Genomic DNA, 16,999 nt, shown 5'->3' with positions numbered 1-16,999 from the left:
GTTTTGACCGATGGAGCATCAGACATTTCATTATAACACGCTAGACGCGCTGCAGCAGGAGATGAACACGGTAGGCGTCTCTCTCCCCCTATCGACCGAGCTGGAGAGGCTTCAAAAGCCACTCACGGTTCAGGGAAAGCGATTTGCCAATTCCATGGCAATTCAGCCTATGGAAGGGTGTGACGGCACTCGGGATGGTCGTCCGGATACGCTGACAGAGCGCCGCTACGAGCGCTTTGCCAAAAGTGGGGTCGGGCTGATTTGGGTTGAAGCGGTGGCGGTAGTGCAGGAAGGGCGGGCCAACCCGAGACAGCTTTTTATGAATGAGAAGACTCTGGACAGTTTCAAGAGATTGGTCCAGATGATCAAAGAGACCTGCCTCCAGGAGCATGGCTTTGAACCGGTGGTGATCATGCAGGCAACCCATTCGGGGCGATATTCAAAACCCAATGGAAAGCCGGAGCCGATCATCGCATATCAAAATCCGATCTTCGAGAAAGATACGCCCATATCCCCGGAGCGCATCATTACAGACGATGCGCTTATGCGGTTGGAAGAGCGGTTTGGCTCAGCGGCAAAAGAGGCGGAGATGGCGGGATTCGACGGCATCGATATCAAATGTTGCCACCGGTATCTGAATAATGAGCTGTTGTCCGCCTTCAACAGGCCTGGCGCCTTCGGAGGCTCTTTTGAAAATCGCACCCGCCTTCTGCGAAATGGAATTCAAAACGCCCAGGCGGCAACTCGCGATGCCTTTATGGTGACCTCTCGCTTAAACGTCTACGATGGGTTCCCGTATCCATATGGATTTGGTGTCTCCCCAGACGGGGGAGTGGAACCGGATTTGACAGAGGGAATACGTCTGGCCAAGCTGCTTCAGGAGGAAGCGGGGCTGAGCCTATTGGATATCACCATCGGAAATCCGTATGTCAACCCCCATGTCAATCGTCCCTTCGACGGAGGCCCCTATGTTCCCCAGGAACATCCTCTAGAAGGAGTGGCGCGGATGGTCCGATGCGTAGGTGAGATCCAGAAGGCCTGTCCCAAGCTTGCCATCGTGTCTTCAGGAAATAGTTATCTTAGACAGTTCGCGCCGATGCTGGCGGCGGGAATGCTGGAAGAAGGCTTGTGCGCCATTGCTGGATTTGGGAGAGAGGCCTTTGCCTACCCGGATTTTTATCGGGATATCGTGAATAGCGGTGCCATGGACCCTGCTAAGTGCTGCATTACATGCGGCAAGTGCTCTGAACTGATGAGGGCGGGAACAGTTGCTGGCTGTGTCATCCGGGACAAGGACGTGTATCTGCCAATCTACCGGAGGGATGTATTAAAAAAGTAAGGTCTGTTGGATTTGAGGTGCGGCCAGCATCATCCCTGCGTCGATATACCCTGATCCTGCAAGATGCGCATCAGCTTCTCATGCTGTTTGACTCGAAATTGATGCACATCCCCCGACGTCTCGATGGCATAAAAAAACATGTTAAACATACAGTCTTGAAGATCAGAGAGTGGAACATCCATCATCACCGTGATGGATGTTTTTCGTCCTCCGAAAAAGCAGATTCGAGCGGGCGTGACAGCAAGGGTTCCGGGAAAGGTACCGCGATCCGTCAGGTAGGAGGCGGAGGCCACGTAAAGGAGGGCTTCCCCGGGAAATCGCGCGCGCAGTTCATCCGCACACGTCTCTGCATGGCGTCGAGTGCGATACAGTGCCAACCCCACAAGGAGCATGCCGAGGAGAGAAAACAAAATGGCGGCCAGAAAGCCCCAGAATACATAGGCGACAAGAAACAGAAAAGCGCCTGCAAAGAGGATGGAGAGGCAGGTGGCGAGGAGGGAAGAGCGCTTCATTGTAGATTCGTTTCCTTTCGTTGAAAGAGATAATATTTATAAAAATCAGGAAGATTTTCACCTTCCGCAATTAACACGTAATTTTGAAAGAGCTCAGGACAGCCGGAATCCTTCCAGGAGTCGTTATAGCGGGAGCGGGTGACAACAAAGTCGGGGATTCCTTCCCGGAGCAATCGGCGATGCGACGCCTCCATCTCTGGAAGCTTGTCCTGTGGAATGTTTAGCCGGCAGAAATATTTCGTCAAGGGATCTTTATCCGCTGCCTTATAAAAGCCACCGTCAAGGAATCCATAATTGAGCATGGTGGAATCAGGCTTGTGGGTAATGATCTCCGCAAATTGATATTGTGGATAGTCCTCCTTCTTCATACCGTAGTAGGGCAGACAGTTGCTCAGCACAAGAGTCAGGGCCAGGGTGGACAGACAGAGGATACAGTAGGCTTGTCGGCCATACCGAAGTTTATAGGCGGTTATCTTGGCCGAATACCGCTGGACAGCGCCTATAACGCCGAAGAGAGCAAAGGGAGAAACAATGAGAAAATAATAATCATAGTTCGTACCCCCGATATAAAGGGGAATTGTCAGGGCTATCAGTGTGATCAGCATGACCTTGCGGTCGAGAGCCTGGGCAAGGGGAGGGCGAAACCACAGGATACCTATGGCGATAGAGCCAACGAGCAATGGGTTCCAGATGGCGGCTACGCCTATGGAGCCCGCCAAATGCCAAATCCGTCCGAATAGGCCCAGGGACTTGGAATAGAGAAAGATATTGGAGTACAGATACGCATACAGCCAATCAGAGATTGCACCGTGAAAGCCGAAATATACGATCCAGGGGACAGTGCTGACTGCCATACCACTGAGGAAGAGGAGACAATTGGAGAATAGACTCTTTACGCGTTTTGCGAAAAGATCTGGCAGCAGGGCCAGGACGGCCCAGGCGGCCCAGAATCCAAGCATGGTAAATTTGATCCAGAGAACGCACCCGGCTACGATCCCATGGATAAAGAAGGAAGAAGCGGGCATGGCAGCATGTTGACAGGACCTAAAGGATGTCCCGGAAACGGTGTGATAGAATCGCAGGATGGAATATAGGCTGGCCAGCAGTAGGGGAATACAAAATTCCTCTGCATTGTCGCCGCGGAGGAAACAATTGCTGGTCGTGATCAAGAGCGCCGTAGCAGGTAAAATAAGGATGGAGGCTCTGCTAGGAAGATATAGATTTGAAATTTTATGTACGTATAGAAGGGCGACGGAGAAAAATAGAATCTCGAGAAGATAGACGCCAGTAAAGGAATCAGGGGTGATCAGCCAAGCAAGGGCATGTAGAAAATATAGCAATGGACCTTTTTGTTCAAACAGATCCCGATATGGAACAAGGCCTTCAACAATTCCCCTCCCCACTGTCAAAAAACAATTTTGATCCACCCGGCTGTGACAGGGAAATACAAAGGATGCCTGGGAACAGAATGTGAGGAGAAAGGCGGAGAGAAGAAAGGCATAGAGGTAGACGCGGTGTTCTTTCAGCAATTTCATGTTCAGTCCCTCATTTGTTGTATAGAAAAGTCATGACAGCTATACCAATAGTATACCATATAGATCTTACAAATATATGAAGTTTTTAAAGATTTTCACTAAATTATCGCCTGGCCCGCGGAAACATAGCGAGTACAGCAATACTTTATATTATAAATAAATCAATCGAAAATGCAAGGGCCAATGCGGAGAGCAGGACAAAATGTAAACCGTAAATGCATTTTTGGTTGACATTTGGAGGAGGGCTTGTTATACTAAAGAAAAATAGGAATTTGGAAAAGGAGCTCTGTCATGGATACCGCACGTCAATCGACCCATGTTGTTCAGCTTACTAAGATTGCCCTTTGTATTGCCCTACTTTGTGTCTCATCCTACATTGCCATTCCCTTGCCATTCACATCGGTGGTGTTGACGGCGCAGACCTTAGTTGTAAATGTTGTAGCACTGATTTTGACACCGGTTCAATCCGCCTGCGCAGTTGGGCTATATATTCTGCTTGGCATTTTTGGTCTCCCGGTTTTTGCAGGCGCAACATCCGGTATTGGCAGGATCATTGGGCCGACAGGTGGCTTCATCGTTGGATTTTTGGTAGCCGCCCCTGTTATTAGCGCAATCAAAGGAAAGCGCATCCAATGGCTTCGGTATTGCCTTGTCACCATCGCAGTGGGGATCCCCATCATCGATTTTTTTGGAACTGCCTTTATGTGCTGGTTTCAGAAGATGGGCATTTTGGAAGCGGTAATCGCGGCCGTCTTGCCGTTTCTCCTTGGAGACATCATCAAATGCGTCGTGGCCTCCTACCTAGGCATTGTCCTCAATAAAGTCTTGAATCCGTATAGAGGTGAGCGGTCATAGACTAAAAATAAGACCTGCCGCAGTATAATCCGATTTTATTCTGTCCAGACTATGGATATGGATAAAAAACGGAGGTGGCGGCCATGCCGGATATACGCAATTTTGATGCGGATACAAGAGAATTTTTTGACAGCCTGCCGAAATTTGTGCAGGAGGATATCATGCAAAGTGATCTAGAGATCCGCAACAAGAAGGATTTGGAACAATTTGTGGATTCCTTCTGCCGTGGCGGTACTCCAGAATGGAAGTAGAAAAGACTGTCCCCGATTTTGATCGAGGGACAGTCTTTTTCATGCTATAGGATTCGGGTGTCATTTGAAATGCACCCAGTAAGGAGAGGATTTGAGAAGAAACGAAGGTTGTTCTAAAGTTTTGCATCCCGCAAACTTTTGCATTGCGTTTTTCCTATTTTGTGATACAATGGAAATCAGTACATTTGCGCAAAAGATGGAGGTTGTGATGGATCAAAAAGCTCGCTGGATCTGCCATCCAGAGTATCAAAAATTAACGCCTATCAAAGTGTTTAAAAAGCAGTTAGACCCTACGGAACTGCCAGTTCATGAGGAAAGCCTAAAGAACCGGCACACGCTCGTCCGCAAGACCTTTATCTTGGACACGGTGCCAGAAACGGCAATTCTGAGTATCTCGGCGGATGACTATTATAAACTGTATATCAACGGCTGCTATGTAGCGCAGGGGCCGGCACCCTCTTATTACACCGATTACAAGTACAACCAGATGGATATCGCGAAATATCTGCAAAAGGGAAAGAATGTTCTGGCCGTTCACATCTACTACCAGGGGCTCATCAACCGCGTCTGGACTAGCGGCGATTACCGGCAGGGAATGATAGCGTCCCTTGACTTGGGCGATCGTTATATTGTCACCGACGATTCCTGGAAATATGCAGACACACAGGAGTATGTGGAATCTGGTAAGGTCGGATATGATACCCAGTATTTGGAAAATATTGACGCCCGGCTCCAGATTCACGGGTGGAAGACGTTGGACTTTGAGGATCATACCTGGAATTTTATGGCGATCAAGGAGAAGGATGACCATCGGCTCGTCCAGCAGATCACGCCGGTCTTAGAGGTGTATCCCGTTGAACCGGTGGCGATTACGAACTTCGGACCAGGCCACTTCCTCTTAGACTATGGAAAAGAGCAGGCGGGGTGTCTGCGGTTACAGGCAAAAGGAGAGCGGGGAGAACAGGTGCGCGTTCTATGTGGAGAGGAACTCCAGAGTGACGGACACGTTCGATTCGATATGCGAAGTGGCTGCCGCTATGAGGAGATCTGGACACTTTCAGGTCAAGAGGATGAGCTGGAGAATTTCGACTATAAGGCATTGCGGTATGTGGAAATCGAGACCTCCTCATCTGCCATAACTCCAGCGTCCATAACCCTCATGGCGCAGCACTACCCGTACCGAAATCCCTCTGTGATAGACCAATGCTCGGAACCTCTCCTAAAAGAAATCTGGGATCTCTGTGCCAGAGGCGTTCAGATCGGAAGCCAGGAAGTATTTGTGGACTGTCCTGGAAGAGAAAAGGGGCAGTATCTAGGAGATATGGCGGTAACTGCCATGTCCCATCTATACCTCACCGGCGATAGCCGGCTTTATAAAAAGGCGCTCTATGATTTTCGGGGGTCAACGGCGATTTGCCCGGGGATGATGATCGTCGCTCCGGCGAGCTTGATGCAGGAGATCGCGGACTTTTCTTTATTGTATCCCCTAGAACTGCTCCATTACTATGAGTATACAAGGGATCGAGAGACTCTGGCGGACCTGTATCCCACGGCTAAGGGCGTTGTCGAGTACTTTGCCCGATATGAGAGGGAAGACAGACTTCTACGCAATGTCAAGGATAAATGGAATCTGGTGGATTGGCCGAGCAATCTGCGGGATGACTATGATTTTCCATTGGATATTCCCGTTGGAGAGGGATGCCATAATGTGATTAACGCCTATTACTACGGTGCGCTAAAAACTCTTGCCGCCATTGAGGCAATATTAGAACTGCCAATAACCGTGGATCCAGAACCAGTGAGACAGAGCTTCCAAAAGGTCTTTTACCGCCCAGAGAAGCATCTGTTTGCCGACAGTGAACAGTCCAACCATTGCTCCCTGCACGCCAACGGCATTGCGCTCTTTTATGGAATGGCCGATGAAACACAGGCGATTGTGGATTTCATTGTGGAAAAGGGGCTGTGCTGCGGTGTATTCGTCTCGTATTTTATACTGAAAAGCCTATGCCAATCTGGTCAGTATCAGGCGGCGTACGATCTGATCCTCAATACATCAGACCATTCCTGGGTTAACATGCTGCGGGAAGGCGCAACTAGCTGTTTTGAAGTCTGGGGCAAGGACCAGAAGAATAATATGAGCCTGTGCCATCCATGGGCCAGCGCGCCGATCATCATCCTGATAGAGGATCTGCTGGGACTTTCTTCAGATGATGGCTGGAAGACAGTCCAGATCAATCCCCACCTGCCCAAGCAGTTAAAGTCTCTTTCCATGTCCTTGACGACGCAGGGGGGACAGTATACCGTGACCGTTGCGGATGGGGTTGTAAGGGTGAATGAAGCATAGGCCAAGGGGACATACTACTTCCATCACGAAGATGGAGGTAAGGTCATGGAAAGCTTACTCAATGATGATAGCCTTCCCATAGGGTTGGGAGGAATTGGCCAACGGCAATGGAATGATCGGCTACGTTTGAGCGGATCCGAGCAAGCGCTACGGGAAAGGATGAGAAAATGCCGCCGTTGAATTTTTAAACAACGGCGGCTTATTTTCCAATGGAAAAGTCCGTCCCATGGAAATACAACTGTTAAAATATGGTTGTAATCTAGCGGGGGCATGGTATAATATACTGTAAGGCAACTGCAAAATTCAAAGAGTAGTGGAAGGTGTAGACATGAAGCCTCGGAAGTGGAAAGAAGTCGGATTTTATCTAGGCGCCAACCTTGTGGGAAGCGTTTTATATGGAGTGGGAATTCTATGTTTTACGACACCGCACCACATTGCTCCAGGAGGAGCCGGTGGAATCGCTGCGCTGGTACATTATTTTACGGGTTTTCCAATTGGATTGTTCCTATTTCTTTTTACGGTGCCTCTGCTGCTCATAGGTGGGCGCTATTTAGGGAAGAGCTTGGTGTTAAAGACGCTGTTCTCTGCGGTCCTGCTGTTTGTAGTGATGGATTATGTGGTCGTCTGGATTCCCGTCTATGAAGGGGATCCGCTGTTGGCGTCCATGTTTGGTGGGGCTCTCATGGGGATCGGATTGGCAGTGATGTATGCGGGCGGGGTCAGCACAGGCGGGATGCCCCTTTTAGGTCTGATTTTGCAGAAGGTATTTCCTAACTTTCAAATGGGAGGCCTGCTGACAGTTCTGAACATAGGAGTGGTGATCACATCAGCATTTGGATACCGGGACATCAACAGCCTTCTGTATGCTGTGATCTGCGTATACATTTCGGGAATTGTTATGAACAATGGGATTGGCGGCCTGGGGGAGAAGCGTCTGATGATTGTGATTTCCGAGTATTCCAGGCAGATCAGAGAGATATTGGTCTCAAAGCGAAACGGCGTTACGCTGCTAAGAGGCGAGGGCGGTTACAGCAAAGAGGCGCGGCAGGTTATTATGAGCGCTGTGTTCAAAAAGGATTGTGAGCTGCTGCAAGAGCAGATCAAAGAGATTGACAGCAATGCACTGGTGGTTGTGACCCAGGCGAGCAAGGAGTCGGGAAAAGGATTTCGGCATGTAATATGACCGGATCTGCAAAGTCTCACATCACATTTCTAAGATTTTGCTGCACACCGCGAAAGCGACTATATTTTCGTTCATAGTAAGTATGGGCAGCAGGATCCGGGGAGAAACAGCGCGTATACTGAACCACAGCATCGATGGCGGTGTGAATGTCAGGATAAATCCCAGCGGCTACCATTCCAAGGATTGCACCACCCAAAGCGCCGGACTGCGACTGAGCGGGGATGAATATCTTCAGTCCGCAGGCATCGGCAAACATTTGTCCAAACACTGCGCTGTTGGCGGCTCCGCCCGATAGCACGGCACAATTTGCTTGAATACCGGACTGTTGTAATTTCTCTAAGCGATAGCGATGTTCAAAGACGATACCCTCAAACACGGCGCGCAACATGGCGGCGGAATCGTGATAGGAGCGGAGTCCGGCAAAACCACCCTGAGCAGATGGTAAGTCCATTGGCGTATATAGATAGGGTAGATAGAGCAGGTCTTCATCCATGGATTGTGCGGAAACCAACTGATCGGCTTCGGAATACGAGATTCCGTTCAGTATTGTCCTTCCTTTGTTATACCTGAGCCAAGCATACAACTGTTAACGTCAAATAAGCCGCCCAAAATAGGAATCCCGGCGGGCAGCCCTGTCTTTCTTGCAAAGGATTCGGTAACATATCCGGCTATCTGGTCGCTCTTTACGATTTTGGGTAATTTAGGCGAGGCATCCTCCAGATCGTATATTCGGAGCAAGTCGTGGTCGGATCTCCCTGTCTGCCAGTTCAGCAGTCCCGCGGCAGACGCGTCTGTCTCCTCCGTGACGGCAACTCCGGACATAAACCATCTGAGAAGGTCCTTACAAAACAAAATCGTTTGCATTTGAGCAAAGGTCTGTGGCGAGGTGTGCTTCAGCCATGATAACAGCGGAAGAGGCTGCCCGCTCCAGTCAGATTGCAAAATAAGAGGTAGACAGGGGGGATACTGTTCAATTTACAGCCAAATATTTTGCGGCAAAAAATATAAAATTAGGTATTGACAGAGATTTGTCCACTATGGTATACTGTAATCCAGTTTTGAGCACAACATAAGGAAGGCCCGTTGGTCAAGCGGTCAAGACATCGCCCTTTCACGGCGGTAACGAGAGTTCGATTCTCTCACGGGTCATATGGCGCCATAGCCAAGTGGTAAGGCAGAGGTCTGCAACACCTTCACCCCCAGTTCAAATCTGGGTGGCGCCTCTTGAGAGCTTCCTGTACCAGGAAGCTCTTTTGCATTTATTGGAAATGGCTGCCCTCAGGTGGACTTTGGAAGAATAAAATGCAGCATGCCGCTGATATAAACGATATGTATCTTTCGTTTATGTCCACGGCATGCTGTCAGTCATTTAGGTCACGGCGATGCGCTATCCCTTGATCTTTTGGTATGTCTCATAGCTGCGCTTCGCGCATTCGCTGATGGCGATAGGGTGGAAACCGGGGATGGCGGAATAGAGCGTATCGTGGAGAGGCTCTGTCCAGTTCTTGGGCAGATTGGAGGCGCCTAATTTGGCTCCCATGATGGATCCCACCGTCGCACCGTTACAGTCCGTGTCCCAGCCGCCCAGCACTGCGGTTGTGATGGCTTTTTCAAAGTCGTCACCGGCATACAGAAGAGCGGCGGTGCAGAGAGCCGCGTTATTGTTTGTATGCACAGGATCATAGTGACAGAAGGCATCCCAGATTTTGGAGACGAGATCCAGCTCGTCCTTAGCGGAGGCCGTGATCTCCATAGCCTTTTGAATATCGTGAGCCAGACGGCAATTGCGGGGAATCTGCCGGAGACCGGCCTGAATGATGGATTCTGTGTCCTTTTCGACAAAGGCGGCGGCAATCATGGCAGAGCAATACATAGCGCCGTAGATTCCGTTTTTGACGTGGGACAGGGAAGCGTCCCGCCAGGCAAGTTCTGCCGCTAATTCTGGGTTTCCGGCGGCGGCATAGGCATATCCGTCAACGCGGATCTGGGCGCCGATCCACTCGCGGTAGGGATTGCGGTAAGTGCGAACCCAGTCCAAGACAGCCTGCCGTTCCTGTGGGGTGGTTGAGGTAGCCAACCGGTCATGTGCAAAGGGGAGGTTCAAATAGGCCTGGCGCTCCGCAGTGCAGACCAGGTGGTATGGGAGATGGGTAAGCCACAGATTCCCTACATCCCAGGTATCCCATTGCAGTCCCTTTTGTTCCATCAAAATCAGACCTAAAACGGTATAGCGGATATCGTCATCCGTCTCCATGTACTGAATCGTCTCCCGCAGGCTGTGATTCGGATTGACGCGTAGTCCATATACCTGCTCCGCTGAGGAGGAGCCGGGGGTATAGGTGTGGATGGGATACGCTCCAGCGCCGGCAAACCACTCGTAGACCATTTTCCAGCCGGGAATGCCATTCTGACCACCCATAAAGGGTCCCGCCTCCACAGGTTTTCCTAGGGCGCAGCCGGCGCTTCGCCCTAACCACGCGCCCAAGAAGAAGTCATAGGACGGGGATGCGCTTGCCGGTGCAGGCTGCTGTTCAGGCCGCTCGCGCCGGATTCCATCTAGATCGGAAGGCTCCTGATACGGAAAAGATTCGTCGATGGGGAGCGCCATGAGGGAGTCATACAGCTGATTCAGAGAAGCCTCGTCCTTCGGGGAAGCCTCCAGCATTTCTTTGTATCCTTCTGTCTTGCAGCCTTCTTCTGTCCTTTGCGTGATCTCAAAACGCAATAATTTTTCTAAAGATGTCCAACCTGCCATGTCAATTCCTCCTTTAGATTTGAATTACCTCCAGTATATAGCATAATCTTGCCTAGTTCAAGCTAAAAAAGAGCAAGAAATATGCAAAATCGATCATATGCTCCCTTTTGCCTTGCGTCGTCAAATCACATGCTTACGGTCCCCTGCTCGATTGAATATGTAGCAGTAAGCGGAAGGTAGGCAGGACTTTTCATGAACCTTCTTGACAAAGAATCGAGAGTGTCGTAAGATGAGAGTGCTAATTAACACAGCGGGGGGAAGCAGCATGACACTAGACTCTCTTAAGCCTGGACAGGGCGGCATTATTGTCTCCGTGGGGGGAGAAGGCGCTCTTCGCCGCAGGCTCTTGGATATGGGGCTCACACCGAAGACCAGAGTGTTTGTCCGAAAAGTAGCGCCCATGGGCGATCCCATCGAACTATACCTCAGAAGCTACGTTCTGACAATCCGCCGGGAGGATGCGGCGAAGATTGAAATTCGAGAGGAGCTTGGGAAATGAGAGAGGGGTATTTGATTGCCCTTGCAGGCAACCAAAATAGTGGAAAGACCACTTTGTTCAATTGTTTGACGGGGAGCAATCAGCACGTTGGAAATTTTCCAGGAGTTACAGTGGAGAAAAAGGAAGGGCGCATCCGAGCACATAAAGACGCGGTGGTCGTGGATCTGCCTGGCATTTATTCCTTATCGCCCTATACCTCAGAAGAGGTGGTGACGAGAGATTTTGTGCTGAAGGAGCATCCCGATGTGATTCTCAATATCGTGGATGCCACCAACATCGAGCGCAATCTATACCTATCGCTGCAGCTGATGGAACTGGGCATTCCCATGGTGATGGCCCTCAATATGATGGACGAAGTGCGAGCAAGCGGCAATGTGATCCATGTGGATGTGCTATCGGAGCATCTGGGAATTCCGGTTATTCCCATTTCCGCGGGGAAAAACGAAGGAATCGCGGATCTGATAGATCAGCTCATGAAGACAGCACAGGGGGGGAAGATGCCAGCCAAAATGGACTTTTGCTCCGGCGAGGTACATAAGGCGATCCACTCCATCGCCCATATAATTGAAGACCAGGCGAAAGAAGCCGGATATCCTACGCGGTTTGCCGCAACCAAGCTGGTTGAAGGGGATGAACCCATGGAAAAGGCTCTGAGGCTGACGGACAATCAATGCCATATCATCGAACATGTAGTCCAGGAGATGGAGGCGAATCTCCAGACAGACCGGGAGGCCGCTTTGGCGGATATGCGATATACGTACATCGAGGCGGTGTGTCAGGACTGTGTCGTTAAGCACCAGGAGACAAAGGAACAGATCCGCTCGGAACAGATTGACCGTGTTTTGACCCATAAATATGCTGGCATTCCCATCTTTTTGCTGGTTATGCTTCTCATCTTTTGGCTGACATTCAGTGTCTTGGGCGCTCCCCTCCAGAAATTGTTGGAGAGCGGAATTAGCTGGTTTTCTGGCTGGCTATCGTCTTCGCTGTCTCAGGCCCATGTCAGTGAGTGGCTACAATCGCTGTTGATTAACGGCGTTTGCGCCGGCGTAGGCAGTGTGCTGTCCTTTTTGCCCATTATCGTCCTTTTGTTTTTCTTTCTGTCTTTGCTGGAGGACAGCGGGTATATGGCGCGTGTCGCCTTCGTCATGGATAAGCTGCTGCGAAAGATCGGTTTGTCGGGGCGCTCCTTTGTCCCGATGCTCATAGGCTTTGGGTGCAGCGTGCCAGCAATCATGGCTACGCGCACTCTCTCCAGCGAGCGGGACCGGAAGATGACGATTATTTTGACACCCTTTATGTCTTGCAGCGCTAAGCTTCCCATCTATGGGATGATCACAGCGGCTTTCTTCCCCAGACATGGCGCCCTTGTCATGATTGGGCTCTATGTCCTGGGAATCTTAGTCGCCATCGGGTCCGGCTTCCTTCTCAAGAGTACGGCGTTCAAAGGCAACCCGGTGCCATTCGTTATGGAATTGCCGGCCTATCGCCTGCCAACGGTCAAAAGCGTTCTCCTGCATATGTGGGAAAAGGCGAAAGACTTTATTCACCGGGCCTTTACCATCATATTTATTGCGTCTATCGCGATCTGGTTTTTACAGAGCATGGATTGGTCTCTAAACATGGTGACAGACAGCGCAGATAGCATTCTTGCATCCATCGGCTCGCTGATCGCACCAATTTTTACCCCTCTGGGATTTTCAGACTGGAGAGCGTCCACCGCTTTAATCACAGGACTTACAGCGAAGGAAACGGTTGTCAGCACCTTAACGGTCTTGACCGGTGCGGCCAACGACCTACAGCTTTCAACCGCACTTGGCGCGATCTTTCCGACTCCCGCCAGCGCCCTGGCTTTTTTGACTTTTACGATTCTGTATATGCCCTGCGTAGCGGCGTTTGCAGCTACAAAGCGAGAGATGGGCTCGTGGAAGGAAGCGCTCTTGACGGCGCTGTATCAAACGGCCGCCGCCTACGGAGTCGCTGTTTTGGTCTTTTTCGTGGCGAGGGTTCTGATGTGAAGATCCGCTTGAAGCAAGGTCAACAGCAAGGGGCGTGATACGCACCGGTACAATTTTAGGGCAGACCAATGGTACAAAACCGCGGCCACAGGCAAAGGCTTGCGGTTTTTTGCGCAAATAGGCATATAGAGAGGTATGGACTGCCATACTACTAGCATGGTTTTCAACACAGACCAGTATTTGTCTAGAGACATGGGAACGCAATTGTGGTATACTGATCGTGTCGTGTTAGCGATTTGGTTTTACGAAATGGAGGGCATCAAGATTGTGGGCTTTTGAAAGTGTTTTTTATCAGATCTATCCCCTGGGATTTTGCGGCGCACCGCCTGTAAACGATTCGACTCTCTCGCCAAGGATTCTCAAGGTGCTGGATTGGATTCCTCATATCCAGCGGCTAGGGGCCAACGCCATTTATTTTTCGCCGGTATGGGAATCGGATTCCCATGGGTACGATACAAGGGATTATGGCCGGCTTGATGTCAGGCTGGGGACCAATGAAGATTTTGCAGTCGTTTGTCAGAAGCTTCACGAGAGCGGCATTCGGATTGTGCTGGACGGTGTGTTCAACCATGTGGGCCGTGGATTTTGGGCATTTCAGGATGTCCTGCGCAACCGAGAGAAGTCCGCGTATAGAGACTGGTTTTGTATCGATTTTCATGGCAACAACGGATACAATGATGGACTCTGGTATGAGGGCTGGGAAGGCCATTTTGAGCTGGTTAAGTTGAACCTGCGCAATGAGGCGGTCATCCATCACATCCTGGAGGCAGTGGGGCGGTGGATTCAGGAATTCCACATTGACGGCCTTCGGCTGGACGTGGCATACAGTCTGGATCGAGACTTTATCAAGCGGCTTCGGAAGTTTTGTGATGAGCAAAAAGGGGACTTCTTTCTCGTCGGGGAGATGCTGCACGGGGACTATAATCAGCTGGTCAATGATGAGATGCTCCACAGTGTAACCAACTATGAGTGCTATAAAGGCCTATATTCCAGCTTTAACAGTATGAATCTGTTTGAGATTGCACATTCATTGCTTCGACAGTTCGGCCCTGAGAATTGGACACTATATAAAGGAAAGCATCTTTTCAATTTTGTGGACAATCATGATGTGTCGAGGATTGCGTCCATATTAAGGCAAAAAGAGCATCTTCCGCTGATTTATGGGCTTCTTTTCTCCATGCCGGGAATCCCTTGCGTGTATTATGGCAGTGAGTGGGGAGCGGTAGGGGAGAAGCAAGGCCACTCCGACGCAGCGCTTCGGCCATCTTTTGAGGAGGCACTTGAAACGGATCTCACGGAGCGCATTGGCGCCTATGCCAAAGCGCACCGGGGCAGTCGGGCCTTGTGCTACGGGGATTTCACCAAGTTGCTTCTGACCAATGAGCAGCTGATCTTTCAGCGCGAGTTCGACCGAGAACGAATCATAGTCGCCGTCAACGCTGCGCCGACAGCCTACCAGGCCCATTTTGACGCGAGGGCGGGAAGGGCGGTGGATATTTTGACCGATGCGGTACATGACTTCGGCGGAGGCAGTGAGCTAGCGCCTTACAGCATACGGTACTGGAAGATTTTTGATAAAAATGATGAGCAATAGCTTGTCAAACGACTCCTTTTATGGTTTAATAAAAGATATGGCATTTGACTCGGAATCATGGAGACTGTCGGGAGGGATTCGAGCTGGATCATCGGGTGCTGAAGGGATTATCACAGATCGGACATCTGGGCCTTGTCATGCTGATTCCGATTCTGATTGGAATGCTGGGAGGCGCATGGCTGGACCAGCGGTTTCAAACGCAGCCGCTTTGGATCATTGTTGGTGCAGTGGTGGGAGTTGCGGCGGCATTTCGAAATCTATACGTTTGGGCCATGAAGCAGGCGGCCTCATCATCGAAGCGTCGAGTGTCGGATGGGGGGCCGAAGAAGGAGACCGGAAAGGACTCAGGTCACAATGAATGACACAAAAACACCATCACTTTTTTTACAGCTCAGCTGGAAAATCGCGGCCTTCTGTTTGCTCCTGTTTGGCGTGGGTTGCATCTTTGCGGATCCGTTGGCATGGGGGAAAGGGGTGCTTTTTGGCGGCCTCTTTACAATCCTCCGCCTTAAGATGATGGAGATCGCGGTGAAAAAGGCGGTGAGCAAACCGTCGGGAAGGGCGTCGGGATATATGTCAGCCCAATATTTCATCCGATATCTTATGAGTGCAGCCGTACTGATTGTGGCGGCGCTGGAACCGTCCATCGATGTCCTTGCCACGGCGCTGGCCATGCTTTCCCTGAAGGTGGCGACCTATGCGCAAACGCTGTTGGATAAGCGAACGCCGAGGGATGGAAGCGTGGAGTTTAACGAGTGGGTGGATGAAGAGGATGAAACCGTTGAACAGTGGGATCGCTGGCAGACGTACAATTTAAAGGCGCGCAAGAGAGAGAAAAAGCGCAAGAAGCTGGACAGGACGCCTTTGCCGGTTGAGGCAAGCGCACAGGACCAGCGCCAGGATGAGGGACAACAACTTTCTTTTTTTGATGAAGAGTATCAAGAGATACTGTCTGGAGCGGAGAAAGATAAGCCCCAGGAGGATGAGGAGGTGAGATCACGATGAATTACTTGCTATTGTCTTCGGAAGAGGTGGATTTTAATATTCATGTCATAAAGACGATGCGGATCTTCGGCCTGGAGTTTCGATTTACAGACTCTCTGTGGTATGCCTGCTGGATTGCCGCCTTTCTCATCATCGCAGCGGTGATCCTCAATCGAAAGCTCCGCAGAGTTGACCCTATGGCAAAACCGAAGGGGATACAAAATCTTTTGGAGTATGCGGTCAGTGCGTTGGACAATTTTGCCGTGGGAACCATGGGGCCCGTGGGACATAAATTTTCTGCTTTCTACGGAAGTATGTTTCTCTACATTCTGCTGTGCAACTTATCCGGCCTGTTCGTCTGGTTTCGGATCAGCCCGGCGGAATCGAAGGTCTGGATCGAATTTATGCGCCCGCCAACAGCGGATCTAGCGGTTACATTGAGCCTAGCTTTAATTACGTTCTTTATGACACAGGGCTTCGGGCTGAAGGCCAAGGGGTTGAAGGGGTGGCTGAAGGGCTTTACTGAGCCGGTCACTCTTTTGACGCCCATCAACCTTATCGGGGAGGTTGCCAATCCCATCTCGCTGAGTTTCCGGCTTATGGGGAACGTCCTGGCGGGAACCATAATTATGGCGCTCTACTATGGGATGCTTCCCATGCTGGCCTATATTATATCACCGGCCCTGCACTTCTATTTCGATGTGTTTGCCGGAGTTTTACAGAGCTTCATCTTCGTCATGCTCAGTATGATCTATGTGAGCGGCGCGATGGAATAAGGATCAAAAGACAAACCTAAAGGAGGATATTGCAATGTCAAATTATAGTATGGAACAGGGAAGCGCGTTAATCTTAGCATGTTCGGCCATCGGTGCCGGTTTGGCCATGATCGCTGGTATTGGGCCTGGTATTGGACAGGGATTTGCAGCTGGCAAGGGAGCAGAGGCCGTTGGACGCCAGCCAGGAGCGCAGTCCGACATTGTGAGAACGATGTTGATGGGCTGTGCCGTTGCGGAGACCACGGGTATCTACGGTCTGTTTATCGCCATCATGTTGATCTTCGCAAACCCGCTTATCAGCCGGTATCTGCGGATTATTGGACAATAAGGCCTCTTTGTAGGTCACAGGGAGGA

General features: G+C 50.5%; 17 protein-coding genes and 2 tRNA genes. 14 read left to right on the top strand and 5 right to left on the bottom strand.

The window, feature by feature from the left end; all coding sequences use genetic code 11:
- The first annotated feature begins 10 nt into the window (after positions 1-10).
- Positions 11-1,339 carry an oxidoreductase gene (locus H8730_RS03815; protein ID WP_177717390.1) on the top strand — a complete coding sequence of 443 codons (1,329 nt, stop codon included), beginning with the start codon at positions 11-13 and terminating at the stop codon, positions 1,337-1,339.
- 29 nt (positions 1,340-1,368) lie between these two features.
- On the opposite strand, the gene H8730_RS03810 is transcribed toward H8730_RS03815, so the two are convergent.
- Together H8730_RS03810 and H8730_RS03805 are read right to left on the bottom strand one after the other, a co-directional pair.
- Positions 1,369-1,851: a PH domain-containing protein gene (locus tag H8730_RS03810; RefSeq protein WP_177717388.1), complete on the bottom strand. Its 483-nt coding sequence runs from the start codon at positions 1,849-1,851 to the stop codon at positions 1,369-1,371.
- On the bottom strand, positions 1,848-3,386 hold the full coding sequence (locus tag H8730_RS03805) for a hypothetical protein (RefSeq protein WP_177717386.1): 1,539 nt from the start codon (positions 3,384-3,386) through the stop codon (positions 1,848-1,850). Before H8730_RS03805 ends, H8730_RS03810 begins: the two co-directional genes overlap by 4 nt.
- Before the next feature lie 291 nt (positions 3,387-3,677).
- On the opposite strand from H8730_RS03805, the gene H8730_RS03800 reads away from it, so the two are divergent.
- From H8730_RS03800 to H8730_RS03785, 4 genes are all read left to right on the top strand, one after another.
- On the top strand, positions 3,678-4,241 hold the full coding sequence (locus H8730_RS03800; protein ID WP_177717384.1) for a biotin transporter BioY: 564 nt from the start codon (positions 3,678-3,680) through the stop codon (positions 4,239-4,241).
- 83 nt (positions 4,242-4,324) lie between these two features.
- Positions 4,325-4,492, top strand: coding sequence for a hypothetical protein (locus H8730_RS03795; RefSeq protein WP_177717382.1), 168 nt, complete (start codon positions 4,325-4,327; stop codon positions 4,490-4,492).
- Positions 4,493-4,700: 208 nt separating this feature from the next.
- A complete protein-coding gene (locus tag H8730_RS03790) occupies positions 4,701-6,836 on the top strand; it encodes a family 78 glycoside hydrolase catalytic domain (protein WP_177717380.1) in 2,136 nt (711 codons plus the stop codon).
- Positions 6,837-7,164: 328 nt separating this feature from the next.
- The gene (locus H8730_RS03785) at positions 7,165-8,019 is read left to right on the top strand and encodes a YitT family protein (protein ID WP_177717378.1); all 855 of its coding nucleotides are present in this window, start codon (positions 7,165-7,167) and stop codon (positions 8,017-8,019) included.
- Positions 8,020-8,035: 16 nt separating this feature from the next.
- On the opposite strand, the gene H8730_RS03780 is transcribed toward H8730_RS03785, so the two are convergent.
- Together H8730_RS03780 and H8730_RS18005 are read right to left on the bottom strand one after the other, a co-directional pair.
- Positions 8,036-8,512, bottom strand: coding sequence for an FGGY-family carbohydrate kinase (locus tag H8730_RS03780; protein ID WP_249289394.1), 477 nt, complete (start codon positions 8,510-8,512; stop codon positions 8,036-8,038).
- A gap of 47 nt (positions 8,513-8,559) precedes the next feature.
- Positions 8,560-8,961, bottom strand: coding sequence for an FGGY family carbohydrate kinase (locus tag H8730_RS18005; protein ID WP_177717375.1), 402 nt, complete (start codon positions 8,959-8,961; stop codon positions 8,560-8,562).
- 135 nt (positions 8,962-9,096) lie between these two features.
- On the opposite strand from H8730_RS18005, the gene H8730_RS03775 reads away from it, so the two are divergent.
- A tRNA-Glu gene (locus tag H8730_RS03775) sits at positions 9,097-9,168 on the top strand.
- Positions 9,169-9,171: 3 nt separating this feature from the next.
- Positions 9,172-9,242 (top strand) — tRNA-Cys (locus H8730_RS03770).
- 164 nt (positions 9,243-9,406) lie between these two features.
- On the opposite strand, the gene H8730_RS03765 is transcribed toward H8730_RS03770, so the two are convergent.
- Positions 9,407-10,774, bottom strand: a complete 1,368-nt coding sequence (locus H8730_RS03765) for an ADP-ribosylglycohydrolase family protein (RefSeq protein WP_177717372.1) — start codon at positions 10,772-10,774, stop codon at positions 9,407-9,409.
- 229 nt (positions 10,775-11,003) lie between these two features.
- Here H8730_RS03765 and H8730_RS03760 point away from each other — a divergent pair, with 229 nt between their 5' ends.
- From H8730_RS03760 to atpE, 7 genes are all read left to right on the top strand, one after another.
- Positions 11,004-11,273, top strand: a complete 270-nt coding sequence (locus H8730_RS03760; RefSeq protein WP_488153845.1) for a FeoA family protein — start codon at positions 11,004-11,006, stop codon at positions 11,271-11,273.
- Positions 11,270-13,291 carry a ferrous iron transport protein B gene (feoB, locus tag H8730_RS03755; RefSeq protein ID WP_177717370.1) on the top strand — a complete coding sequence of 674 codons (2,022 nt, stop codon included), beginning with the start codon at positions 11,270-11,272 and terminating at the stop codon, positions 13,289-13,291. The genes H8730_RS03760 and feoB overlap by 4 nt, the downstream gene beginning before the upstream one ends.
- Positions 13,292-13,556: 265 nt before the next feature.
- The gene (locus H8730_RS03750) at positions 13,557-14,885 is read left to right on the top strand and encodes an alpha-amylase family glycosyl hydrolase (protein WP_177717368.1); all 1,329 of its coding nucleotides are present in this window, start codon (positions 13,557-13,559) and stop codon (positions 14,883-14,885) included.
- A 44-nt stretch (positions 14,886-14,929) separates the two neighbouring features.
- On the top strand, positions 14,930-15,247 hold the full coding sequence (locus H8730_RS03745) for an AtpZ/AtpI family protein (protein ID WP_177717366.1): 318 nt from the start codon (positions 14,930-14,932) through the stop codon (positions 15,245-15,247).
- Complete coding sequence (locus tag H8730_RS03740) at positions 15,240-15,890, top strand: ATP synthase subunit I (RefSeq protein WP_177717364.1); 651 nt, start codon at positions 15,240-15,242, stop codon at positions 15,888-15,890. The genes H8730_RS03745 and H8730_RS03740 overlap by 8 nt, the downstream gene beginning before the upstream one ends.
- A complete protein-coding gene (gene atpB / locus H8730_RS03735) occupies positions 15,887-16,645 on the top strand; it encodes a F0F1 ATP synthase subunit A (RefSeq protein ID WP_249289392.1) in 759 nt (252 codons plus the stop codon). Before H8730_RS03740 ends, atpB begins: the two co-directional genes overlap by 4 nt.
- Before the next feature lie 34 nt (positions 16,646-16,679).
- A complete protein-coding gene (gene atpE, locus H8730_RS03730) occupies positions 16,680-16,973 on the top strand; it encodes an ATP synthase F0 subunit C (RefSeq protein WP_249289390.1) in 294 nt (97 codons plus the stop codon).
- Positions 16,974-16,999 lie beyond the last annotated feature (26 nt).

It is taken from the genome of Bianquea renquensis (assembly GCF_014384895.1).
GTDB lineage: Bacteria > Bacillota > Clostridia > Lachnospirales > Bianqueaceae > Bianquea > Bianquea renquensis.
This window is presented reverse-complemented; position numbering and strand designations above follow the sequence as displayed.

Excerpts from the sequence above, each read along its gene's own strand:
- feoB (WP_177717370.1), top strand. The coding sequence starts at position 11,270 with ATGAGAGAGGGGTATTTGATTGCCCTTGCAGGCAACCAAAATAGTGGA.
- H8730_RS03795 (WP_177717382.1), top strand. The coding sequence starts at position 4,325 with ATGCCGGATATACGCAATTTTGATGCGGATACAAGAGAATTTTTTGAC.
- H8730_RS03800 (WP_177717384.1), top strand. The coding sequence starts at position 3,678 with ATGGATACCGCACGTCAATCGACCCATGTTGTTCAGCTTACTAAGATT.
- H8730_RS03810 (WP_177717388.1), bottom strand. The coding sequence starts at position 1,851 with ATGAAGCGCTCTTCCCTCCTCGCCACCTGCCTCTCCATCCTCTTTGCA.
- atpE (WP_249289390.1), top strand. The coding sequence starts at position 16,680 with ATGTCAAATTATAGTATGGAACAGGGAAGCGCGTTAATCTTAGCATGT.
- H8730_RS03780 (WP_249289394.1), bottom strand. The coding sequence starts at position 8,512 with ATGGATGAAGACCTGCTCTATCTACCCTATCTATATACGCCAATGGAC.
- H8730_RS03785 (WP_177717378.1), top strand. The coding sequence starts at position 7,165 with ATGAAGCCTCGGAAGTGGAAAGAAGTCGGATTTTATCTAGGCGCCAAC.
- H8730_RS03815 (WP_177717390.1), top strand. The coding sequence starts at position 11 with ATGGAGCATCAGACATTTCATTATAACACGCTAGACGCGCTGCAGCAG.
- atpB (WP_249289392.1), top strand. The coding sequence starts at position 15,887 with ATGAATTACTTGCTATTGTCTTCGGAAGAGGTGGATTTTAATATTCAT.
- H8730_RS03760 (WP_488153845.1), top strand. The coding sequence starts at position 11,004 with ATGAGAGTGCTAATTAACACAGCGGGGGGAAGCAGCATGACACTAGAC.
- H8730_RS03765 (WP_177717372.1), bottom strand. The coding sequence starts at position 10,774 with ATGGCAGGTTGGACATCTTTAGAAAAATTATTGCGTTTTGAGATCACG.
- H8730_RS03790 (WP_177717380.1), top strand. The coding sequence starts at position 4,701 with ATGGATCAAAAAGCTCGCTGGATCTGCCATCCAGAGTATCAAAAATTA.
- H8730_RS03740 (WP_177717364.1), top strand. The coding sequence starts at position 15,240 with ATGAATGACACAAAAACACCATCACTTTTTTTACAGCTCAGCTGGAAA.
- H8730_RS03805 (WP_177717386.1), bottom strand. The coding sequence starts at position 3,386 with ATGAAATTGCTGAAAGAACACCGCGTCTACCTCTATGCCTTTCTTCTC.